Origin of the sequence: Mycobacterium ahvazicum (assembly GCF_900176255.2) — a bacterium.
GTDB lineage: Bacteria > Actinomycetota > Actinomycetes > Mycobacteriales > Mycobacteriaceae > Mycobacterium > Mycobacterium ahvazicum.
This window is the reverse complement of record NZ_FXEG02000003.1, coordinates 379384-398885: the sequence shown is the minus strand read 5'-3', so window position 1 is coordinate 398885 and position 19502 is coordinate 379384. Positions and strand designations below refer to the sequence as shown.

The following is a 19502-nucleotide window of genomic DNA, read 5'->3' as shown; positions in this document are numbered from 1 at the left end:
CCACTATTCAACAAGCGCACGACGCGGGCGCAGCAGCGCGGTTAAGGGCGGGCCGATGACGACCACGAAAGAACAACATGTCGGGCGTCGCGGCCTCATGCAGCGACTCACGATGCTGTGCGTCCGCTATGTCGAACGCTTGATGCCGGACCCGTATTTGTTCGCCGTCATTCTGACGCTGATCGTGGTCGGACTTGTCGCGCTGCTCGTCCGGGGTGCGACGCCCACCGGGGTGCTCAAAGCGTGGTACGGCGGAGTGTGGGGCGCGCAGAACATCTTCACCTTCGCGTTCCAAATGGTGCTGATTCTGGTCACGGGTTACACACTGGCCGAGGCGCCCGTCGTGAAACGGGCCATCATCGCACTGGCCAGTAAACCGAAGACACAGGTGCAGGGAGCCTTGCTGTGCTTCGGTGTCAGTAGCCTCTTCTCGCTGTTGAACTGGGGACTGGGCCTGGTGGCAGGTGCATTGGTCGCGCGACAGGTCGCAAAGCGGCTCCCCAACGTGCATTTCGGCTACCTGATCGCGACCGGGTTTATGGGCTACCTGGTTTGGACGCAGGGCTTGTCATCATCGATCGCGTTGGCCAACACCGATACGACCAGCCCCATCAACGTGATTCACAAGATGACCGGACTGATCGTGCCGCTGAAGTTGACGATCTTTCAGCCCTACAGCTGGGTCGCCGTCATCGCGATGGTCGCGCTGGTCGCCGTCACGATCTGGCGGATGGAACCCGATGAAAGTCTCGAACCCGACCCGGCGGTGTTCGACGAAGAGCCGGTACCGGACCCGCCGCAGGGTCCACCGACGTTCGCCGAGCGGCTGGAGAGCCTCTGGATTCTCAATGTCCTCGTATTCGCTTCTGGCATAATGTATTTCGTGTTGAGCGGTTTCGCGCTGAACATCTCGTCGATGATCATGTTGTTCACCGTCACCAGTGCGTTGCTGCATGGCACGCCGATCCGCTTTATTCGCGCATTTTCCGGCGCCGCGAAAGTGTCCGGCCCATTACTGCTGCAATACCCCCTCTACGGCGGAATCGCCGGCCTGCTGGGCTATTTGCCGGTGGGATCCGGTCGCGCGCTGCAGACGGTGCTCGCCGAGGCCCTGGTGCGCGGCGCCGATCAGTACACGCTACCGTTCTTGACATTCATTGGCTCCGTTATTATTTCGCTGTTCGTCCCGTCGGGCGGCGGGCACTGGGCGGTGCAGGGGCCGATCGCGGTGGGCTCGGCGCTGGCCATCGGCCAGCACTCGCCGGCATACCTGGGACTGATCTCGATGTCGGTCGCCGTCGGCGAGGGTGTCGCCAACATGATTCAGCCGTTCTGGCTATTGCCGGTGCTGGCGATCGCGAAGCTCAACGTGCGTCAGGTGATGGGCTTTACGGTGATCGCGTTTCTGATCGGTTTCGCGGTGGCCGGTGCCGCGGTCCTGATCGCGCCGCACGTCTTGTGAAGCCCACGCGTCTTTCACCGACCGCGCGGGTGGCCGCCGCGTATCGAACGATCGCCGAGGCCGACCGGCCCGAGGTCTGGATCACGCTGCGCGATCAGGCCGACGTGCACAACGATGCCGTGGCCGTCGAACACCGCCTCGCCGCGGGCGAGCCGTTGCCCCTGGCGGGGCTGATGGTCGCCGTCAAGGACAACATCGACGTGGCGGGTCTACCGACCACCGCGGGATGCCGCGAGTTCTCCTACCTGCCGGCGACCACCGCGGTCGCCATCGAACGACTCCACGAAGCCGGGGCCGTCGTGCTCGGTAAGACGAATCTCGACCAATTCGGTTGCGGGTTGGCGGGTACCCGCAGTCCCTATGGCGCCGTGCGTAATTCGGGTCATCCCGACCTGGTCTCGGGCGGGTCGAGTTCCGGTTCTGCCGTCGCCGTGGCGTTAGGCATCGCCGATATCGGCATCGGCACCGACACGGCCGGGTCGGTTCGAGTCCCCGCCGCGCTCAACGGCCTGGTCGGCATCAAACCCACCCTCGGGATCATCCCCACCCTCGGGATCATCCCCACCCATGGGGTTGTCCCGGCTTGCGTGAGCTACGACGCCGTCTGCGTGCTGGCGGCCGACCTCGCCCTGGCCGGGACAGCGGTGGCCGTAATGGCCGGACCCGACCCGCGAGACCCGCGCAGCCGCCCGTGGCCCGCCGACGTTCGCCTCGGGGCGCCGGATGCCCCGCGCCTGGCGATCCCGGAAGCCGCGAACCTGACCGCGCTGCGCCCCGGCTACCGCGAGGCGTTCGCGCAGTCGGTGCGTCGTGCGATCGACGCCGGATGCAGCGTCGCGCCCGTCGACATCTCCCTCCTGCTGGATGCCGCGTTGCTGCTCTATGACGGCGCGATCGTCGCCGAACGCTACGCGGCGGTCGGCGAATTCCTCGACACCGCACCAGCGAGCGCGGATCCCGTTGTCGTGTCAATCATTACCTCGGCGCGCGAAGTCACCGGCCCCGCGTTCGCCGCCGACCTGGACGCGTTGGTGCGTGCGCGGGCCGATGCCGCTTGCCTGCTCGACGGCTTCGACGCACTGCTGCTGCCCACCACCACCGAACATCCCACGCTGATCGAGGTGAGCGCTGATCCCGTCGGGATCAGCCGTCGCATGGGCACCTATACCAATTTCTGCAATCTGCTCGACATGGCCGCGGTCACCGTGCCCGTCGCGCCGACTCCTGCGGGCACTCCGTTCGGCGTGACGATCGTGGTCCCCTCCTTCAATGACCAGATCGCTGCCGACATCGGCGCCCGATTGACCGGCACCCTGTCGGAACTGTTGGTGCGCAGCGGCGTTGAGCTGGCGGTATTCGGAGCGCCACTGTACCGCCGGCTCCGGCGACTCGGCGCCCGGTTCGTCGAACACCTCCGGACACCTGAGGGCCGGACTGGTGAATTGTTCCGGATCTCCGAGGCCGGCCTGGGTAGTTTGGCTGCGGCCCTGCCCGCGTCGATGGCCTTGACCAATCTCGAGCTCGAGGACGGCCGCACGGTCACCGGTGTGACCGCTGAGGCTGGCGAAAGACGTTGGTAGCGAGCTACATCCAGAGTTTCGCCAACGAGTCGGTCAGGGCTTCCGGGATCTGGTCGTCGGTGTTGCAGCTGACGGCGATGGCTGTCTGCCGGTCCTTGCTGACGCGGAATGCGGTGACGAAGCCGGGCGACGCGCCGTCGTGGTCGAGCGTGCCGTCGGCCTTGATGTAGATCCCGGCGCCGTAGTGCACGGGGATGCCGGGCCCGATCTCCACCGCCCCCGCCAGCTGCGCCTGCAGCAGCTTGGGCCCACCCACGCGACCGGTGCGGTAATTGTCGCCCCACTGCACCAGCTGGCTGGGTGAGGCTTCGACCGCCCCGTCGCCGATCTGCTCCCACGCCGAAGTGGTCATCCGGTATCCGTCGCTGCCGCCGGCGTAGGAGACGGCCTTGTGCGGAACTTTCCCGACGGGATCCATCACCATCCCCAGGCCGAGCGGACGGAAGATTTCCGTGCTGAGGAACTGCGGCAGCGGCTGCCCCGACACCCGGTGGACGATCTCGCCGAGCAACAAATAGTTGGAGTCGGAGTACCGGAATTGGCTGCCCGGCTGGTAATTCAGCTTCGGCACCCTCGCCACCGCCTGCAGCGCTTGTTCCTGCGTGGTCCGGTCACCGACCGCGAACCCCTGCTTTGCCAGCAGCCCTTCGTATTCGGGGATGCCGCTGGTTTGGTGGATCAATTGGGTGATCGTGACGGTGCTGGCCCAGCTCGGGAATTCCGGCAGGTGCTGGGCGAGTGTGTCGTCGAGGGCCAGCTTTCCCGCATCGGCGAGTAACAGGGCGGCGGTGGCGGTGAACTGCTTGGACACCGAGCCGACGTCGAACACGGTGTCGGGTGTGATCTTGTCGCCGGTCGCGGTGTCGGCGAGGCCGCGCACTCCGGTCCACACGACGGTGCCACTGGAACCCACGGCGGCCGAGCAGCCGGGCGCTGTGGCGTTGACCGCGTCGTCGAGCACCCGCTGACTGTTGGCCTTGATCAGCGGGTTGTCCTTCGAGTTGAGGGTGGCGCTGCTGGTAGACGTGGGCGCTTTCGACGCGGGGGTGACCGTCTCCTTGTCGCAGCTGCACAGCGATAACACGACCGCGCACCACACCAGCGTCACTCGGGTGTGCCGACGGGGTTGCCGCGCTACACCGCGACCACCCGGAACCCGCACACGGTGAGTATGCACGTGAGGCGGCCGGTGTGTGCCGGATTGCGCCGGCCTTGACACCCGCGTCGCCCCAGGTCCGCCCCGCGGGGCCGGGTCTACCGCGGTGGCGGTAGGGTACGCGGCTATGTCAGGTCGCAAATTTTCGTTCGAGGTCAATCGGACCTGTAGTGCGCCTGCCGCAACCGTGTTCCGGCTGCTGGCGGACGGGGCCGATTGGTCGAGCTGGGCCAAGCCGGTCGTGCTGCGCTCGAGTTGGGCGCGCCAAGGTGATCCGGCGCCGGGTGGGGTCGGCGCGATTCGTCAGGTCGGGGTGCCTCCGATCCTGGCGCGTGAGGAGATTGTCGAGTACGAGCAGGATCGCCGGCAGGTCTACAAGCTGGTGGGGCCGTCGCCGGCAAAGGATTACCGGGGCGAGGTGGTGCTGACGCCCAACGCGGACGGCGGAACCGACATCCGCTGGTCGGGATCGTTCGTCGAGAGGATTCGCGGAACCGGGCCGGCGACGCGCGCGGCCCTGGGCGGCGCGGTCAAGCTTCTTGCGGATCGCCTTGTGAAGGCGGCCGAGCGCTGACCTGACGGTGCAGGCTAGGGGTTGTTGGCCTGTTGCTCGGTCAGCTGCGCCTGCTGCATGTCTTGCTCGAACTGCTGTTGGGCCGCTTCGTTTTGTTGCTCGGCTTGCTGCTCGGACAACAACAACTGCTGCTGGGCCAGTTGCTGCTGTAGTTGCGCCTGGTCGTCGTTGTCGTCGGCGGTGACGCGCACGTGGCCGAATGTGCCGTAGCCGGCCGGCACGTGCGCCGCGTCGACGAATGCCAGCATCGCGATGCCCGCGACCCCGGCGAAGACGACTCGCGTGAACTGGTGGTGCCCAGGGGTGCTCATGCTCCAGGTATGCGCCCCGTCGTTAGCTGTGAGCTGGGAAGCGGCTGGTGCCGCATTATGAAATCCCGCGCTGTCAGCTGCGCCGACGTTTGTCGGCCCGCTGCCCAACAATTAAGCTGGGCTAAGTGATTGACGTCGTCATCGCCGGTGGCGGTCCCAACGGGCTGATGCTGGCCGGCGAACTGGCATTGAACGGGATCCGTCCGGTGGTGCTGGACCCGATGCCCGGCCCCAACCCCATGCGGCGTGCCAACGGCGTTATCGGGCAAGGGGTCCGGATCCTCGACCATCGCGGCCTCTACGGCGCACTGGCGGGAACCGCGGACCCGCCCCGGCTCAACCCTCGCCCGATGTTCGCGGCCTTCCCGTTGGATCTCACGTCGATGACCGACTCGCAGGTCTTCCTGCTGCCCGTCCAGCAACCCAAGCTGGTTCAGGTGCTCGCCGATCGGGCGCTCCAACACGGTGTCGACATTCGATGGGGTCACGCGCTGACCGGTTTCGACCAGGACGGCGCCGCTGTCACGGTCGACGTCGCCGGGCCCGGCGGCACCTATCAGCTGCGCAGCAAGTACTTGATCGGCGCCGACGGCGGCACCAGCCTGACGCGCAAGCTGGCCGGCATCGCTTTTCCCGGGATGTCGTCGTATGACCTTGTCGTCCGGATGGGATTCGACGTGCTGCCGCCCGCGGAGTGGATCGACCCGGTCAGCGGCGGGCTGGACATCCCCGGGTTCGGCCGGGTGCCGCCGCTGCAGTTCCATCGGGCCGATCAGGGTGTCTTCGCCTACGGCGCGCTTGGCGGCCGCGCGGCGACGATCGTCTTCGAGCTGGACAGAGCGGCCCGCGAGGAACCCGTGGACGGCATCGACGACCAACCACCGATGAGCCTCGCCGAACTCGAAGCCAGCGCCAAGCGGGTGCTGGGTGCCGACGTGCCGCTGCGGGCCGTGTCACCCGACGTGCCGCCCGATCTGCGCAGGTTCTGCGGGATCAACTCCAGAATCGCGTCACGGTATCGGGCGGGACGGGTCATCCTGGTCGGCGACGCCGCGCACGTCCACTCCCCGATGGGCGGCCCGGGGCTCAACCTAGGCCTGCAGGATGCGGTGAATCTCGGCTGGAAGCTCGCCGCGGTCCTGCGTGGGCGCGTCGAGCCCGAATTGCTGACGACCTACGAAGCCGAGCGCCGGCCCGCGGCCGAGCGCGTCATCATGCACAGCCGCGCGCAGCTGGCACTCGTGCGGCCCGGGCCCGAGGTCACCGCCCTGCGGCAACTGTTTTCCGAACTGCTCACCGATTCCGACATCGCCCGCCGCCTGAGCAACCTGATATCCGGGGCCGAAAACCGTTACAGCACAGACCCGGACGCGCATCCGCTGACCGGACACTGGGTGCCCGAGTTCGGTGTGACGGACGGCGGCGAGACGAGACGCGTGGCGGAGCTGGCCCGCACCGGACTCCCCCTGCTGATCGATCTCACCGAGGCCGGCTGCGTGGCCGCCGCGGTCACCGACGCCGCCGACCAGCTCACCGTCGCCGTCGGACGGCCCGATAGCGAGGTGCCGGCCACCGCACTACTGGTGCGCCCCGACGGCTACGTGGCGTGGGCATCGTCGGCGGCGTCGCCCGATGTCTCCGAGCTTCGCCGGGCGCTCGCGCGCTGGTTCGGGCTGGGCGCGACTACGCCTTCGAGTTGAGCTCGTCCTGGTACTTCTTGGTCATGTGCTCGACGGCCTGGTTCTGCGACTCCGCCAGCCCTTCGCGCGCTTCGCTGGCCCGCGCGGCCGCATCCAGCGTCGGCTGTGCCTGACCCTGGAAGTGCGGCATCACCTCGGCGGCGAACAATTCGGCCGACCGTTTGGTGGCCGCCGGGTTGGCCCACTCGTGGCCCATCTGCAACATGCAGCCGAAGCCGCCGGACTGGTCCCACATCCGCTGCACCTGCGCCCGAGCCCGCTCCGGGGTGCCGATCACGCCCGCCCCGTTCTCGTTGATGACGTCGATCATCTCGTCGATCTGCTCGCCTGGCATGGTCATCTGCGGGAACGCGGCCACTTTCTGGAAGTACCGGAACCACGGCTCGAGGCCGAACTTCACGTCCTCGCGCGCCTGCTTGTCGGTTTCGGCAACATGGAACGGCCCGACCAGGCTCCAGTTCCGGCGATCGACCTCGGTGCCGAACACCGCGGCGCGTTCTTCGACGATGTCCCAGTGATATTGCAGCGCGTTGAAGCCCTCGATGGTCAGCGTCGCACCGATGGACAGCAGGCCGATGCCGTGCCGGCCGGCCAGCCGTGCGCCGGTCGGGGAAGCGACCGCGGCCACCGCCAGTGGCACCCCACCGTCGGAGTACGGGGCAAGCTGCAGCTTGGCGTTGTGGAGTTCATGCGTGGGGGTCTTGGCGCTCACCGTCTCCCCCCGCAGCAGCCGGACCACGATGTCGAGGTTGGTGTCCAACAACTCCCGGGTGTCGGTCGGGGTCAGCCCGATCATCGACGAATCGCTGGGCAGCGAGCCGGGGCCCACCCCGCCGATCACTCGGCCATGGGTGAGGTGGTCCAGCATCATCAGCCGGTCGGCGACCCACAGCGGGTTGTGATACGAGAGCGAGATGACCCCGGTACACAGCTTGATCCGCTTGGTTCGTTCCGCGGCGGCGGCGATGAAGATCTCCGGCGACGCGATGATTTCGCTGCCGGCCGAGTGATGTTCGCCGATCCACGCTTCATCGAAGCCCAGGGCGTCGAGGTGCTGGACGAACGCGAGGTCGCGCTGGATGGCCAATGTCGGGTTGGTGCCCGCGCGGTGGAACGGCGCGATGAAGTATCCGAACCTGAGCTTCGCCATCGAAGGTCTCCTTGCTGACGCGTTGCGGAGAACCATAACTCAGGCCGGCGAGCCTCAAAATAGCTCAGCGGCGCGACGGCGTGGATTGTCTCAACCGCCGCGTGTTCGGGTTGCTCAGCCGAGGGGGCCAGATCGACACGGCCCCCTCGGCTACCCCGAGCAAGTCCTAGTGAGGCAGGGCGCGATCAGGTGCCGCCGCAGATGTTGCCGACGCAACCGCCGCCACCACCGGGTCCGCCGCCGCCGCCACCAACGCCGGGGATGCTGCCGCTACCGCCGCCGGGCCCGCCACCACCGGTGGGACCGCCGGGAATGCTGCCGCCTCCCCCGCCCGGTCCGCCACCGCCGGTCGGGCCACCGGGCACGGTGCCACCGCCGCCGCCCGGCCCGCCGGTGCCGCTCGGGCTGCCGGTATCCGGGGCGGTCGACGGCGCGACGCTGGACGTCGTCGTGGTCGTCGTAGTTGTGGTGCTACTAGGCGCTTTGTTGCCGCCTCCGCCGCAGCCAACCGTCAAAACGAGCATGGCCGCGCCGCCGAACAGCGCGACCGCGGTCCGAGCTTCCGTTCTCATCAGACTCCTCCCGACATTCAGCAAAACTCACTCCTTCGTACCCGTTGGTGCCGGTCGCAAACCGCGCGACGAGGAGCAGACAAGCCGATGGCCCATCTCGTAGTCGAGATGGGCCGCCGGTTGCTTGATGCGGGTTGGCGCCTATCCGCAGTTGAGGCCCGAGATGCAGGCGACGAGAACGGCCTTATGCACTTTGCCGGGGGCGGCGGCGGCGACCTGCTGGCTCGCCGGCGCGGCGCTGGACGAAGCGTGGGTCACCGGGGCGGGCGCGGCTGCGGCCAGGCTGGGCCCGACGCCGCCGACTCCGACGACGAGAGCGAGTGCGCTCGCCGCACCGAAGGTGGTGATCGTCATCTTGGTTGAAGACTTCATCGAAGTGTCCTTTCGCCGTTCTAGGTCTGCTGCACGTCTGTTCAATAGATAATGTACACCTATGCAACTATTGCAGGACGCGAAAGTAGCCATTGTGATCGCTTTCACGTTTGGGGCGGGTAGCGGCGTTACGCGTGCGTTGTGCGACAGCACAATGACGGCCTCGTCCGCCAGGACACGAACCATCGCGCGGTGTAACCGCGGCATCACGAAATGCCAAGCCCACCAAGCAATTTCGCGAACAGGTTGGCGGTGACGACTAGTCTTCCTTGGTGATCAACTTGCGCAGCGCCACCCGATCCTGCTTGAGCAGCTCGGCGATGCGCGGCTTGTTCACCTCGGCGACGATGATCTCGCCGACCTCGGGGTAGACCTGGCTGAAGATCCCGTGGGACTTCATCTTCTCGGTCTGGTACAGGTTGTCTTCGGTCGGCGTCACGTAGTAGACCGCATCGGCCTTGAAGCGATGCACCAACCAAAGGTGGATCAGCGTCATCAGCCGCTTCTGGCGCAGCTTCTCGCTGAAGGTGTTCTGGTCGCGCACCTGAAGGATGCTGCGGCCGTGCCGGTCCTTGATCGGGTCGACGACGACGTTGGCCAGCTGCTCTTGCGGGTCAGAGCCCTCGCCGACGATCCCGAGCTCCAGCACATCCGAGCCGGCGCGGCGCGGCCGCAGCGTGACCCGAAGTTTCTCGCCCAGCTGGTAGTGCTCGCTCCACAGCGCCAGCCACTCCTCCAGCAGCTTCTTGGGCACCTCGGTCTGCACCAGATGCTGATGCTGGGTCGATCCCTTGCCCATCGCCTTGGTGGTCGCGGTGCGCCCCGATGATGCGGCCAGCGCGGCGTCGCTACGCGGACCGCCGACCAGTGTCTGCGGCGTCCGGTAGGGCGACTCGACCAGACGCATCTTGCGCTGCAGCCGGGCCAGGGCCAGCATGCCGTCCTGGCGCAGGTTGGTGGCGAACTCCTCGGCGGCGACGCCATCGATCTGATGCCCGCCGTAGGTGATGAAGTTGAAGACGAAGCCCATCTTGCCCAGCTCCACCGGGAACTGCTTCATCTCTTCGTCGGTCATGCCGGTGGTGTCCCAGTTGAACGACGGCGAGAGGTTGTAAGCCAGCATCTGGTCGGGGAACTCGGCGTGAATCGCGTCGGCGAATTGCTTGGCGTCGGCCAGGTCCGCGGTCTTGGTCTCCATCCAGAGGATGTCGGCGAACGGCGCCGCCGCGAGCGATTTGGCGATCGCGTACGGAATGCCGCCGCGCACTTGGTAGTAACCCTCGGGCGTCCTGGCCAGCTCGGGGCTCCAGTCCGGCGCGGCACCCAGCTCTCGGGCCTTTTCGCGAGCCGCGTAATGCGACGCCCGAGCGGCGAACTTGCGCCACTCGTCGGAGCTCATGGTCGCCGGTTCGTCGTGCTCGCGTTCGCCGAATGCCAGCACTTCCGCCACGGCATCGGCGTAGGTCATCAGCCCGGCGTCGTCCTCCCACGCCGCAACGAACCGCGACTCGACCTGGTCGAAGAGGTCGTCGATCGAGTGTTGACCGTCCTGCCGCCACTGCGTGACCGCATCGGAGACCAGGCCCAGGATGCCCTGACGCTCGAGCCACGCGTTGGCGATGCCGTACTCGCCGTCGGCGAGCGCGTAGAGAAGATGACCGTTGAGCTCCTTGACGCCCAGCTCGTAGAAGCGCCGCATCAGCGCCAGGAAACAGGCCTTGTACGACGGAATGTCCAAGTTGGTCGCGCCGAGCAGGAACGCTTGGTCGCGCTCATCGGAGTTGCTGTCGATAAGGTTGGCCGCCTCGGCGTCGGTCCGCGCGACGATGATGCCCGGCACCCGCATGATGTCGAGCTGGAAGCGGGCGGCGTTGAGGCGCTTGATCTGTTCGTCGGACGGCACCAAAACCTTGCCGCCCTGGTGACCGCACTTCTTGGTGCCCGGACGCTGGTCCTCGATGTGGTAGCCGGGCACGCCGGCTTCCACGAAGCGGCGGATCAGGTTGCGCACATGCGGGTCACCGCCGTGACCGGTGTCGGCGTCGGCGATGATGAACGGCCGGTAGTCGTACTCCTTGGCCGCCGCGCGCTGCTGATCGCTCATGTGCAGCCGCTGGTACTGCTGGTTTCGGTCCGCGGTCAGCAACGCGCGCACCAGCACCGCCGCATCCTCGGGCACCTGGCTCAGCGGGTAGCTCGCCAGGTCCGGACCCGGGTCTTCGGTGGTGGACCCCTTGGCGGAGGTAGCCCAGCCGCCGAGGTAGATCCCCTCGATGCCCATTCGCTTCATGCTCACGGCCTGCCCGGGTGAGTACGGGCCGAAGGTGGTGATGCTCTTCTTGGCCGCGAAAAGCTCGCGCAGGCGGGGATAGAAGGCCGCCGCGGCTTCCCGCGCGACGGTGTAGTCGGTCGGTATCGTGCCGCGTTGCTCTACTACTTGGCGGGCCGTATAGAGGCGTATCTTCCCGGCGAACCGTGGATCGTCGAAGTATCGCTGCACGGCGGCGACGTCTTCGTCGAACGGGGCGGGGACCTCAGTGTCCGCGTCGATGATGGCCATGGTTTTACGCTCCCCTTCCAGCACGAGTCCGCTGAACGTGAGTCTATCCCTGGTCCTGGGATTTCCATCATGGGTAATTCGCCGATTGCCGAGCCGGGCCAAAACTGTTGTCACACGGCGTACTCCGGATGGCTGCGCAGCGTGTCGCTGGTGCTGTGGTAACTCTAAAGGATTGTGGCGCAATGCTTTTGGGTAGGGACCGCGCCGTGGCGGTTCCTCGGACTCCTGTTCGGCCACCCCACTCAGCAAACTGCACAGACGGATAGACGAAACGACGACCCGCCGCGCCAGCAAACTACGAGTAAGGTCGGTTCGGTGCAGACGGAATTGCGGTACGAGCGTTGGTATGTGCTGTTATCCACGCCGCTGGGACTCGGGCCCAGCACGAGTGAGGTGCGCGTCGTTGACGGGACTCTCCACGTCAAGATGGGGTGGGCGTTCGAGGCCCACATCCCGATCGCGTCGATCACCCACGCCGAAGCCTCCGATGAGCGGACGTTCACCGCGGGCGTGCACTACTCGAATGGCCGCTGGCTGGTCAACGGCTCGGGCAAAGGATTGGTGGCATTGACGATAGAGCCGCCGGTACAGGCGAAAGTGCCGCTCAGGTCGGCCGCGCTGCGTTCGCTGGTGCTCAGCGTGACCGATCCGGACGCACTCATCGCCGCATGTACGGTAGCGACCGCCTAACCCGAACATTGCTGCAGCCAAGCTCGTTGGCGGCGGATGAACTCCGCGTCGACTACCTTTCCGTGGCCGGGGACGTAGATGGTTTCTCGCCCACCGATCGCCCGCAGTCGATCGAGCGTTGCGGGCCAGGCCGCCAGATCGGAGTCGGCATCGATGAACGGGTCGGCAGACTCTTCGACGAGGTCACCGGTGAACATCACGACGCGGTGATCGTGCTCGTCCAACCCGGGGACCACCACGATCAGGTCCGATGTGGTATGGCCACGCCCCGGGTGGGTGATTCTCACATCGCGGTCGCCGAGGTCGATAACGGCGTCGTAGAGGCCGTGCTGGGGCACCCGCAGCGCCGCGAGTGCCCGGTCGATCTCGGCGGCGTCCGCACCGTAACTGAGGGCGTGAGCGCGAATCTGGTCATGGGCTGACGCGAGGTAATCGACAACGTCGGGCGCGCAGTAGATCTCGGCGTCGCTGAAATACGAGGAACCCAGTACATGGTCGAAATGCTTGTGCGTCAACACAATATGGGTCACCGGGCCTCCGGTCAGCTGCCGGACGTCCTCTTCGATCGCGGCGGCCTCGGTCATCGTGGTTCCGCTGTCGATCAGTAATGCGCCAGCGCGCCCGCGCACTAAGCCCACGGTGACGTCGCAGAACGGAAGCCGACAGCGGTGCACGCTGGTGGTCAGTCGTTCCCAGGTGAATCGCATAACAGCAATTTAACGGGCGAACGGGCGGTTGACGTGTCGGGAATTTCGAACATATGGTGCCGGGCGTGGGAACTCCGGACCGCGTTTTTCTCGCTCTGGCGAATCCGGTGCGACGCGAGCTTCTGGAAATTTTGACGCGGCAGCAACTTTGCGTGGGGGAACTGTGCCGCGCGACGCGGGCCTGGTCGCCGACGAGCCGCGGGTGCCCTGAGTCGACGCGTTTGGGCAGCCGCGGCGCCGGGTTATCTTCCGAGGATGGCTGTCTCCGATTCGCGCGAACTCGTCATCGAGGCGACTCCCGACGAGATCATGGACGTGCTCTTCGACATCGAATCCTTGCCCGAGTGGTCGTCGGCTCATCAGAAAGTCGACGTTCTGGAGCGCGATGACCAGGGTCATCCGCTCCGGTCCCGGCAGGTCGTCAAGATCGTGGGAATCACCGAAGAACAGGAGCTCGCCTACACCGTGCACGACGACGGGGTGAGCTGGACGCTGGTCAGTGCTAAACAGCAACGGGCGCAGGATGCCCGCTATACGCTCACCCCCGACGGCGATTCCACCAGGGTCCGGTTCGACTTGACCGTGGATCTCACCGTACCGGTGCCCGGATTCCTGATCAGGAAGGGAACCAAGGGTCTGATGGACACCGCGACCAAGGGGCTCCGCGAGCGAGTGATCGAAGTCAAAAAGGGCGGGTAGCCAGACGACTATCTTCTGGGGCCGCAGTTGGCGACACTGTTCGGTATGGGTCGCACTGCTGCTCGGCGCGTTGGCTTCGCCATCGGCGCACTGGCATTGACGCTCGCGGCGGCCGGCAATGCCGGCACCGGCGTCGTGACGGCGGCGCCGGACGCGCCATTGACGATCAGCAGTCCGGCCTTCGCCAATGGCGCGCCGATACCGGCGCAATACACCTGCAAAGGGGCCGACGTCGCGCCGCCGTTGACGTGGTCGGCGCCGCTGGGGGCGGCACTGGTGGTCGATGATCCGGATGCGGTCAACGGGGTGTACATCCACTGGGTCGTGACCGGGATACCGTTCGGGTCCGGCAGCACCTCGGCCGGTCAGAATCCCGGCGGCGGGAGCACGCTGCCGAATACGGCCGGCCAGTCCGCCTATAAGGGACCCTGTCCGCCCGCCGGCACCGGAACCCATCACTACCGCTTCACGCTCTACCAGCTTCCGAACGACTACCAGCTCCCCGGCGGACTGGCCGGTGCGCGCGCCGCGCAGACCATCGCCGGGGCCGCCACCGCGCAGGCGCAGCTGATCGGAACGTTCGGGGGCTGATCGGCTACCGGTCGTCCAGAATCTGATAAGCCGCGTTGTAGCCGGGCGTGAACGTAATGCCTGGGCCGCCATGGCATCCCGCGCCGCCCAGGTACAGGCCATCGATCGGGATCGGCATGTCCAGAAAGCCCTTCGGGCCGGGCCGGTTGGGTCCCATCAAATCCGGGTGCAACAGGCCGTGACAGAAGTCGCCGGCGGGGGCACCGAACATCGTGTTCATGTGATACGGCGCGAACGTGATATGACGGATCAGGATGTCGGAGAAGTTCGGCGCGAATTTCGTGATTTTGTCGATAACGCGCTGTGCCATTTCGTTTTTCAGGTGGCCGTGCTGGTCGCGGTCGACTTCGACCGGGAACGCGTAGGCGTATGCGCTGGCCGCGTGTTTGCCCGGTGGCGCCATCGCGGGATCGTGCACCGACGGGATTTGCATGCCCATCGACGGGTTGTCTGGAACGAGGCCGCGCCGGCACATCTCCCACTGCTCCTGTTGGGTTTCCGGTGAGCCGAAGATCCCCACCGACTGCTGCATGCCCTCCTCGTTGAGGAACTCATACGGTGGTGCGAACTCGGGCAGCCCGTCAAGTGCGAAATGAAGCTGCACGAATGAGGCGCGGTGGTCGCGTCCGGACACACGTGAGACCAACTCCGCCGGAACATGTTCGGGTGCAATCAGTTCGGTGAGCGTCACGTCGGGCGACAGATTGGACACCACGATCGGCGCCGAAATCGTCGAGCCGTCGCGCAGTCGGACACCGGTTGTCTTGCCGTTCTCGACGAGGATCTCTTCGACCCTGGTGCGGAAGCGGATCTCTCCGCCATGGGAGACGAAAAGCTCGCGCAGGTGTTCGGTGAGCGCGCCGATACCACCCTTGAGTTTGGTCATCATCGCGGTGCTGTCGTCGGGGACCGCCAGCGCGAATGCCAGGCACGCGGCGCTGCCCGGTGTGTAAGGGCCGCGGTAGGTGGAGTTAACCGCCAGAAACGCCAGCATTCCGCGCATCACCGCGTGCTTGTCCTTGTCCGGCAGGTAACGGTCGATCACGTCCATCGCCGAGCCGAACAGCATCTCGTGAATCGCCCGGCGTTCGGCGACATTGGTTGCGCAGTCGTACATTTCGTCGATCGTCTTGGGCTGCTGGCACACATCGAAGCGGCCGAGCGCCCGTGCGGGCGCCTGACTCCAGCCGATCAGCTCGGCCATACCCATGACGGCTTCCATGCCGTGCTTCTCGTTCAAGTGACCCATCAGTTGCATCGGGTCGCGGTAGAAGACCATCGGCTCTTCGCCGTTTTCGCCGATGTTGATCGACATCACTTCGGGTTCTATCGCGGGCAGCGTGTCGAGCCCGAGGTCCTTGGTGAGCTGGCTCGCCGTCGGGAACTGCACCGAGCCCGCGATCTCGTAGCGGAAGCCGTCGATCAATTCAACCGTCGCCGCCATGCCGCCGGCGTAGGTATTGGCTTCCAGGCACACGGTTCGCAGGCCGGCGCGCTGCAGGATCGCCGCGGCGGTCAGCCCGTTGTGCCCGGCGCCGACCACGATCGCGTCGTATTTCGTCGTGCTCATGGTCTCGGCCCTGCCTTCCGTCGGTGGTGTGCGCGTGACAAGAATATGTCAGTACTGACATAATTGGAAGATGTCAGTTCTGACACAAATGGTGCGATACGATCGGCCCGACATGACCGCTCCGATGAATCGCCACGAGCAGCGCCGCCGCTCGACACACGAGGCGCTGCGCCAAGCCGCGCTAAAGAGCTTCGCCCGCAAAGGCTTTGCGAACGTGACGGTCACGGAGTTGGCGGCCGAGGCCGGCGTTACCGAACGCACCTTTTTCCGGCACTTCCCGACCAAGGAGTCGGTGCTGTTCCAGGACTACGAGTCGCAGCTGGAATGGCTGGCCGAGGCGCTTGCGCAACGGCCGGCCTCCGAGTCGCTGTTCGACGCGGTGCTGGCCAGTGTCGCGGCCTTCCCGCACGACCTCGAAGTGGTCCGGCAGGCCGCGACGGCGCGCGCCGAGTTGATCTCCGCCGAACGGATCGCCGGCCACTTGCGGGTCGTGCAGTCCTCGTTCGCCGCCGTGCTGACGGATTTCGTCAGCAAGCGGAATGCGGACGCGCCCGACATCGAACTGGCTGCCGAGGTCGCGGGTTCGGCCCTGGCGGCGGCTCTCGTTGTGGCAGTGGAGTATTGGGGTCGCAACGGCTGTACCGGCGACCTCGGCGAGCTGGTGGCGGCCAGTATCGATGTGGTCCGCTCCGGTCTGGCGTTGCTCGACTGATCCGCCGTTGGCGTTCGCGACGAGAGCCGCAGCGCGATCCGGGAGCGACTCGCCGAGTTCAGGTAGCGCAAGCAGCGGCACTGGCCACCGCGGCCTCCACGAAGCGACGTAGCTCGGCATTGCGGGCACGCGGCAGGAAAGCCAGGGCGACCGGGCTCTGCGGTGCCCCCCGCAGCGGGATGAACCGGACGCCGGGATGAACGTTGCGCCGGACGGCGACGTCCGGGATCACTCCGATGCCTCGATCGGCGGCAACAGATTCGATCCACTCGTCGAAATTCGATGTCTGGACCACAGTCTGCGGGCCCTGGCCCGCCGGCCACGACCAGGGTCCGGTGGTGCCGCTGGCGACGTTGACGACCAGCGGCCATTGCGGGACGTCGGCCCAGTCCAGCGCCGGCTGCTGTGCCAGGCGGGAACGCACCGAACACACCGCCACCCGTGCCTCGTCGAACAGGTGCACGACCCGCACGGCGGTCGAGGTCACCTGGCCGCGCACCACCGCGACGTTCACTTTCCCCTGCTGGACGGCGGCCAGCGCATCGTCGGTGCGGATCAAACTGACCGTCGTTGCGTTGGCCCGCTCAAATCGGGCAACGGTGTCTTGGGCCCACGGGTCGGGCAACAGCCAACTGAATCCGAGACGAATACTGGCCTGCCGCCGCACGGCATCCACGCCGCGTTCGAGTTCGGACAGCACCCGTTCGACGTGCTCGAAGAACGTCCTTCCGGCGTCAGTCATCTCGACGTGGCGGGAGCTGCGATCGAGCAGGGTGACGCCGAGCGCGTCTTCCAATTGTTGAATAGTGCGGCTCAGCGCGGGTTGGGTGATCGTGAGCGCCTCGGATGCGTGGGTGAAGGACTGCAATCGCGCCACCGCGTCGAACGCGCGCAGGTGTCGCAACTCCACTCGGCCGCTGTCCAGCACGCCCATGCCTGACAAGCATAGATGTCGTGCGACAGGCATTTCACTCCTGTTTGCGGTGGCCCTAACGTCGTACTCGAGACGAATGGATCAGAGGAGAGATAATGCCGTTGTTGTACATCGACCTGATCGAAGGGCGCACCCCCTCGGAGGTCCAGGCGTTGCTGGACGCCGCGCATGATGCCGTCATCGGAGCGTTTGCGGTCCCGCCCGGTGACCGCTACCAGGTGGTGCGCACCCATCCCGCGCACGAGATCGTGGCCTGGGACACCGGTCTGGGCATCGACCGCTCGGCGCGGCTGGTGATCGTGCACGTGGTCAGTCGCCAGCGCACCCGCGCCATGAAGGAACGGTTCTACGAGTTGCTGGCGGCCAACCTCGCCGAGCGGTGTGGCGTCGATCCGGCCGATCTGATCGTATCGATCACCGAAAATAGCGACGAGGACTGGTCTTTCGGCCACGGTCGGGCGCAGTTCCTCACCGGGGAACTCCAATGAACACCCGGCTGACTGAGCTGTTCGGCATCGAACACCCGATCATCTCGGCGCCGATGGCCATGGCGTCCGGCGGCCGGCTCGCCGCGGCGGTGACGGCGGCCGGCGGGCTCGGCCTGATCGGCGGTGGGTACGGCAACACCGACTGGCTCCGGCGCGAGTTCGACGAGGCCGGCGCCGCGTTGGTCGGGTGCGGATTCATCACCTGGAGCCTGGCGCGGGCGCCCGAGCTGCTCGACGAAGCCCTGGAACGGGAACCCGCCGCAATCATGTTGTCATTCGGCGACTTTGGGCCGTTCGCCGAGCACATCCGCGAGGCAGGCGTTCCGTTGATGGCCCAGGTGCAGAACCTCGAACACGCCCGGCAGGCCCTGGACAGTGGCGCCGATGTCGTCGTCGCGCAGGGCGGTGAGGCCGGCGGCCACGGCATGACCGTCCGGTCCACCTTCACGTTGGTGCCCGATGTCGTCGACCTCGTCGGCGCGCGCTCTCCCGCAACACTGGTCGTGGCCGCCGGTGGTATCGCCGACGGCCGTGGGCTGGCTGCGGCATTGGCGCTGGGCGCCGACGGCGCGCTGGTCGGCACCCGATTGTGGGCCAGCGCCGAGGCGTTGGTGTCACCTCGGGCTCACCAGCGGGTGGTGGCGGCCAGCGGCGACGATACCTTTCGGACGCGGGTGTACGACGTTGTGCGACAGCTTGATTGGCCCGCCGACTACAATGCGCGAGCGCTGGGCAACCGATTCCTGGACACCTGGCACGGAAACGAGGACCAGCTGGCGGTTGCCCTTCCCGAAGCAGTGGAGGCCTTCGAGAAGGCCTCGGCCACAGAGGATTTCGATGCCGCCGCCATACTCGTCGGCGAGGCGATCGGACTCGTCCGTGATATTCGGCCGGCCGGCGACATCGTAGCCGACATGGCGCGTGACGCCGCCCGGATTCTGGGCCGGCAGGCCTAGTACAACGGCGACCAGTCCGACGTACGCAGCAACCGGCTCTCCCACTGATCGCGATACTTGAGCGCTTCGAACATGTAGCTGCCGGGCCCGCGGTACTCGGGAGGTACCTCTTTGGTCAGCAGATGCACGAGCGCCGCGTAGTTGTTGGAGTCGTCGATCTTCTGCCACAGCACGGCTTCTCGTCGCTGATAGCTTCCGTGCGCGACTTGAAAACAGGCCTGGATGTCCAGGATGCGCATGCGTGCCGGAGCCCGCGACAGCGGCCGGTAGTAGATGTCATTCCAAGAACGGATGTAGTCGTCGAGCGGCGCGTACGGCCAGCCGGTGTCTTCCATGAAGAGGCTGAGCGGGTGAGTTCCAGCATCGGTGGGCACGGCCGAAAGATCGACCGACTGCAACGGCGACCACTCCACCGGCAACAGCAGCTTGCCCGTCACCTCGTGGCGCAGGTTGTCCAGTTCGCGCATCCACGGCTGCAGATCGCCGTGCTGGACGCGCCGCGCCAGCCTCTCCCAGGCGGCACCGTCGGCGATGCCCGTGATCGTGACGACGGTGTAGGAAGGCCCGGTGCCGTGTGCGTGGTTGGTGTACCAGAGCAGGCGGGCATTGTCGTCGTTGGCCAGCGTGGGCATCCAGCCCTCGCGATAAGCAGCCTCGAATTCGTCTTCCCGGGTGCCCACCACTTTGTGGGTCTCATGCAGAAACAGCACCTGGACTC

20 protein-coding genes and 1 pseudogene are annotated in these 19502 nt (G+C 66.3%); 11 read left to right on the top strand and 10 right to left on the bottom strand.

Features of this window, described 5'->3' with window-relative positions:
- Positions 1–55 precede the first annotated feature (55 nt).
- Together MAAFP003_RS14505 and MAAFP003_RS14500 are read left to right on the top strand one after the other, a co-directional pair.
- The gene (locus tag MAAFP003_RS14505) at positions 56–1462 is read left to right on the top strand and encodes a TIGR00366 family protein (RefSeq protein WP_096287969.1); all 1407 of its coding nucleotides are present in this window, start codon (positions 56–58) and stop codon (positions 1460–1462) included.
- On the top strand, positions 1459–3042 hold the full coding sequence (locus MAAFP003_RS14500) for an allophanate hydrolase (RefSeq protein WP_096287968.1): 1584 nt from the start codon (positions 1459–1461) through the stop codon (positions 3040–3042). The genes MAAFP003_RS14505 and MAAFP003_RS14500 overlap by 4 nt, the downstream gene beginning before the upstream one ends.
- A 4-nt stretch (positions 3043–3046) precedes the next feature.
- Here MAAFP003_RS14500 and MAAFP003_RS14495 read toward each other — a convergent pair whose 3' ends face one another.
- On the bottom strand, positions 3047–4150 hold the full coding sequence (locus MAAFP003_RS14495; protein ID WP_096287966.1) for a serine hydrolase domain-containing protein: 1104 nt from the start codon (positions 4148–4150) through the stop codon (positions 3047–3049).
- 175 nt (positions 4151–4325) lie between these two features.
- Here MAAFP003_RS14495 and MAAFP003_RS14490 point away from each other — a divergent pair, with 175 nt between their 5' ends.
- Positions 4326–4772, top strand: a complete 447-nt coding sequence (locus tag MAAFP003_RS14490; RefSeq protein WP_096287964.1) for an SRPBCC family protein — start codon at positions 4326–4328, stop codon at positions 4770–4772.
- A gap of 14 nt (positions 4773–4786) precedes the next feature.
- On the opposite strand, the gene MAAFP003_RS14485 is transcribed toward MAAFP003_RS14490, so the two are convergent.
- On the bottom strand, positions 4787–5083 hold the full coding sequence (locus MAAFP003_RS14485; protein WP_096287962.1) for a hypothetical protein: 297 nt from the start codon (positions 5081–5083) through the stop codon (positions 4787–4789).
- A gap of 125 nt (positions 5084–5208) precedes the next feature.
- On the opposite strand from MAAFP003_RS14485, the gene MAAFP003_RS14480 reads away from it, so the two are divergent.
- Complete coding sequence (locus tag MAAFP003_RS14480; RefSeq protein ID WP_096287960.1) at positions 5209–6783, top strand: FAD-dependent monooxygenase; 1575 nt, start codon at positions 5209–5211, stop codon at positions 6781–6783.
- Here MAAFP003_RS14480 and MAAFP003_RS14475 read toward each other — a convergent pair.
- From MAAFP003_RS14475 to aceA, 4 genes are all read right to left on the bottom strand, one after another.
- Positions 6767–7933: an LLM class flavin-dependent oxidoreductase gene (locus MAAFP003_RS14475; RefSeq protein WP_096287958.1), complete on the bottom strand. Its 1167-nt coding sequence runs from the start codon at positions 7931–7933 to the stop codon at positions 6767–6769. The two genes, MAAFP003_RS14480 and MAAFP003_RS14475, sit on opposite strands and share 17 nt — an antisense overlap.
- A 185-nt stretch (positions 7934–8118) precedes the next feature.
- Entirely contained in the window at positions 8119–8505 is a 387-nt protein-coding gene (locus MAAFP003_RS29165) for a hypothetical protein (RefSeq protein ID WP_165796407.1), read from the bottom strand.
- 141 nt (positions 8506–8646) lie between these two features.
- On the bottom strand, positions 8647–8877 hold the full coding sequence (locus MAAFP003_RS14465; RefSeq protein ID WP_133160860.1) for a hypothetical protein: 231 nt from the start codon (positions 8875–8877) through the stop codon (positions 8647–8649).
- Positions 8878–9136: 259 nt separating this feature from the next.
- Complete coding sequence (gene aceA / locus MAAFP003_RS14460) at positions 9137–11437, bottom strand: isocitrate lyase ICL2 (protein ID WP_096287954.1); 2301 nt, start codon at positions 11435–11437, stop codon at positions 9137–9139.
- A gap of 315 nt (positions 11438–11752) precedes the next feature.
- Between aceA and MAAFP003_RS14455 the strand changes: the two genes are divergently transcribed.
- Complete coding sequence (locus tag MAAFP003_RS14455; RefSeq protein WP_096287952.1) at positions 11753–12127, top strand: hypothetical protein; 375 nt, start codon at positions 11753–11755, stop codon at positions 12125–12127.
- Here the strand turns inward: MAAFP003_RS14455 and MAAFP003_RS14450 are convergent.
- Positions 12124–12834, bottom strand: a complete 711-nt coding sequence (locus MAAFP003_RS14450) for an MBL fold metallo-hydrolase (protein WP_096287950.1) — start codon at positions 12832–12834, stop codon at positions 12124–12126. The genes MAAFP003_RS14455 and MAAFP003_RS14450 overlap by 4 nt on opposite strands.
- Before the next feature lie 53 nt (positions 12835–12887).
- Between MAAFP003_RS14450 and MAAFP003_RS30020 the strand changes: the two are divergent.
- The 3 genes and pseudogenes from MAAFP003_RS30020 to MAAFP003_RS14435 all read left to right on the top strand — a co-directional run.
- Positions 12888–12998: pseudogene (locus MAAFP003_RS30020) on the top strand (transcriptional regulator); the annotation flags it as partial.
- A gap of 91 nt (positions 12999–13089) precedes the next feature.
- Entirely contained in the window at positions 13090–13533 is a 444-nt protein-coding gene (locus tag MAAFP003_RS14440; protein ID WP_096287948.1) for an SRPBCC family protein, read from the top strand.
- Between the two features lie 45 nt (positions 13534–13578).
- Positions 13579–14124: a YbhB/YbcL family Raf kinase inhibitor-like protein gene (locus MAAFP003_RS14435; RefSeq protein WP_096287946.1), complete on the top strand. Its 546-nt coding sequence runs from the start codon at positions 13579–13581 to the stop codon at positions 14122–14124.
- A gap of 4 nt (positions 14125–14128) precedes the next feature.
- Here MAAFP003_RS14435 and MAAFP003_RS14430 read toward each other — a convergent pair whose 3' ends face one another.
- A complete protein-coding gene (locus MAAFP003_RS14430; protein ID WP_096287944.1) occupies positions 14129–15694 on the bottom strand; it encodes a phytoene desaturase family protein in 1566 nt (521 codons plus the stop codon).
- 112 nt (positions 15695–15806) lie between these two features.
- Between MAAFP003_RS14430 and MAAFP003_RS14425 the strand changes: the two genes are divergently transcribed.
- A complete protein-coding gene (locus MAAFP003_RS14425; RefSeq protein ID WP_096291158.1) occupies positions 15807–16406 on the top strand; it encodes a TetR/AcrR family transcriptional regulator in 600 nt (199 codons plus the stop codon).
- A 58-nt stretch (positions 16407–16464) separates the two neighbouring features.
- Here MAAFP003_RS14425 and MAAFP003_RS14420 read toward each other — a convergent pair whose 3' ends face one another.
- A complete protein-coding gene (locus MAAFP003_RS14420; RefSeq protein WP_096287942.1) occupies positions 16465–17340 on the bottom strand; it encodes a LysR family transcriptional regulator in 876 nt (291 codons plus the stop codon).
- 95 nt (positions 17341–17435) lie between these two features.
- Between MAAFP003_RS14420 and MAAFP003_RS14415 the strand changes: the two genes are divergently transcribed.
- Both MAAFP003_RS14415 and MAAFP003_RS14410 read left to right on the top strand, forming a co-directional pair.
- Positions 17436–17828, top strand: coding sequence for a tautomerase family protein (locus tag MAAFP003_RS14415; protein ID WP_096287940.1), 393 nt, complete (start codon positions 17436–17438; stop codon positions 17826–17828).
- Entirely contained in the window at positions 17825–18784 is a 960-nt protein-coding gene (locus MAAFP003_RS14410; RefSeq protein WP_096287938.1) for an NAD(P)H-dependent flavin oxidoreductase, read from the top strand. The genes MAAFP003_RS14415 and MAAFP003_RS14410 overlap by 4 nt, the downstream gene beginning before the upstream one ends.
- Here the strand turns inward: MAAFP003_RS14410 and MAAFP003_RS14405 are convergent.
- Positions 18781–19494: a hypothetical protein gene (locus tag MAAFP003_RS14405; protein WP_096287936.1), complete on the bottom strand. Its 714-nt coding sequence runs from the start codon at positions 19492–19494 to the stop codon at positions 18781–18783. The genes MAAFP003_RS14410 and MAAFP003_RS14405 overlap by 4 nt on opposite strands.
- Positions 19495–19502 lie beyond the last annotated feature (8 nt).

Bases quoted from the DNA above. Each gene is read 5' to 3' on its own strand.
- MAAFP003_RS14505 (WP_096287969.1), top strand. From the start codon at position 56: ATGACGACCACGAAAGAACAACATGTCGGGCGTCGCGGCCTCATGCAG.
- MAAFP003_RS14490 (WP_096287964.1), top strand. From the start codon at position 4,326: ATGTCAGGTCGCAAATTTTCGTTCGAGGTCAATCGGACCTGTAGTGCG.
- MAAFP003_RS14485 (WP_096287962.1), bottom strand. From the start codon at position 5,083: ATGAGCACCCCTGGGCACCACCAGTTCACGCGAGTCGTCTTCGCCGGG.
- MAAFP003_RS14475 (WP_096287958.1), bottom strand. From the start codon at position 7,933: ATGGCGAAGCTCAGGTTCGGATACTTCATCGCGCCGTTCCACCGCGCG.
- MAAFP003_RS29165 (WP_165796407.1), bottom strand. From the start codon at position 8,505: ATGAGAACGGAAGCTCGGACCGCGGTCGCGCTGTTCGGCGGCGCGGCC.
- MAAFP003_RS14465 (WP_133160860.1), bottom strand. From the start codon at position 8,877: ATGAAGTCTTCAACCAAGATGACGATCACCACCTTCGGTGCGGCGAGC.
- aceA (WP_096287954.1), bottom strand. From the start codon at position 11,437: ATGGCCATCATCGACGCGGACACTGAGGTCCCCGCCCCGTTCGACGAA.
- MAAFP003_RS14450 (WP_096287950.1), bottom strand. From the start codon at position 12,834: ATGCGATTCACCTGGGAACGACTGACCACCAGCGTGCACCGCTGTCGG.
- MAAFP003_RS14440 (WP_096287948.1), top strand. From the start codon at position 13,090: ATGGCTGTCTCCGATTCGCGCGAACTCGTCATCGAGGCGACTCCCGAC.
- MAAFP003_RS14435 (WP_096287946.1), top strand. From the start codon at position 13,579: ATGGGTCGCACTGCTGCTCGGCGCGTTGGCTTCGCCATCGGCGCACTG.
- MAAFP003_RS14430 (WP_096287944.1), bottom strand. From the start codon at position 15,694: ATGAGCACGACGAAATACGACGCGATCGTGGTCGGCGCCGGGCACAAC.
- MAAFP003_RS14425 (WP_096291158.1), top strand. From the start codon at position 15,807: ATGACCGCTCCGATGAATCGCCACGAGCAGCGCCGCCGCTCGACACAC.
- MAAFP003_RS14420 (WP_096287942.1), bottom strand. From the start codon at position 17,340: ATGGGCGTGCTGGACAGCGGCCGAGTGGAGTTGCGACACCTGCGCGCG.
- MAAFP003_RS14415 (WP_096287940.1), top strand. From the start codon at position 17,436: ATGCCGTTGTTGTACATCGACCTGATCGAAGGGCGCACCCCCTCGGAG.
- MAAFP003_RS14410 (WP_096287938.1), top strand. From the start codon at position 17,825: ATGAACACCCGGCTGACTGAGCTGTTCGGCATCGAACACCCGATCATC.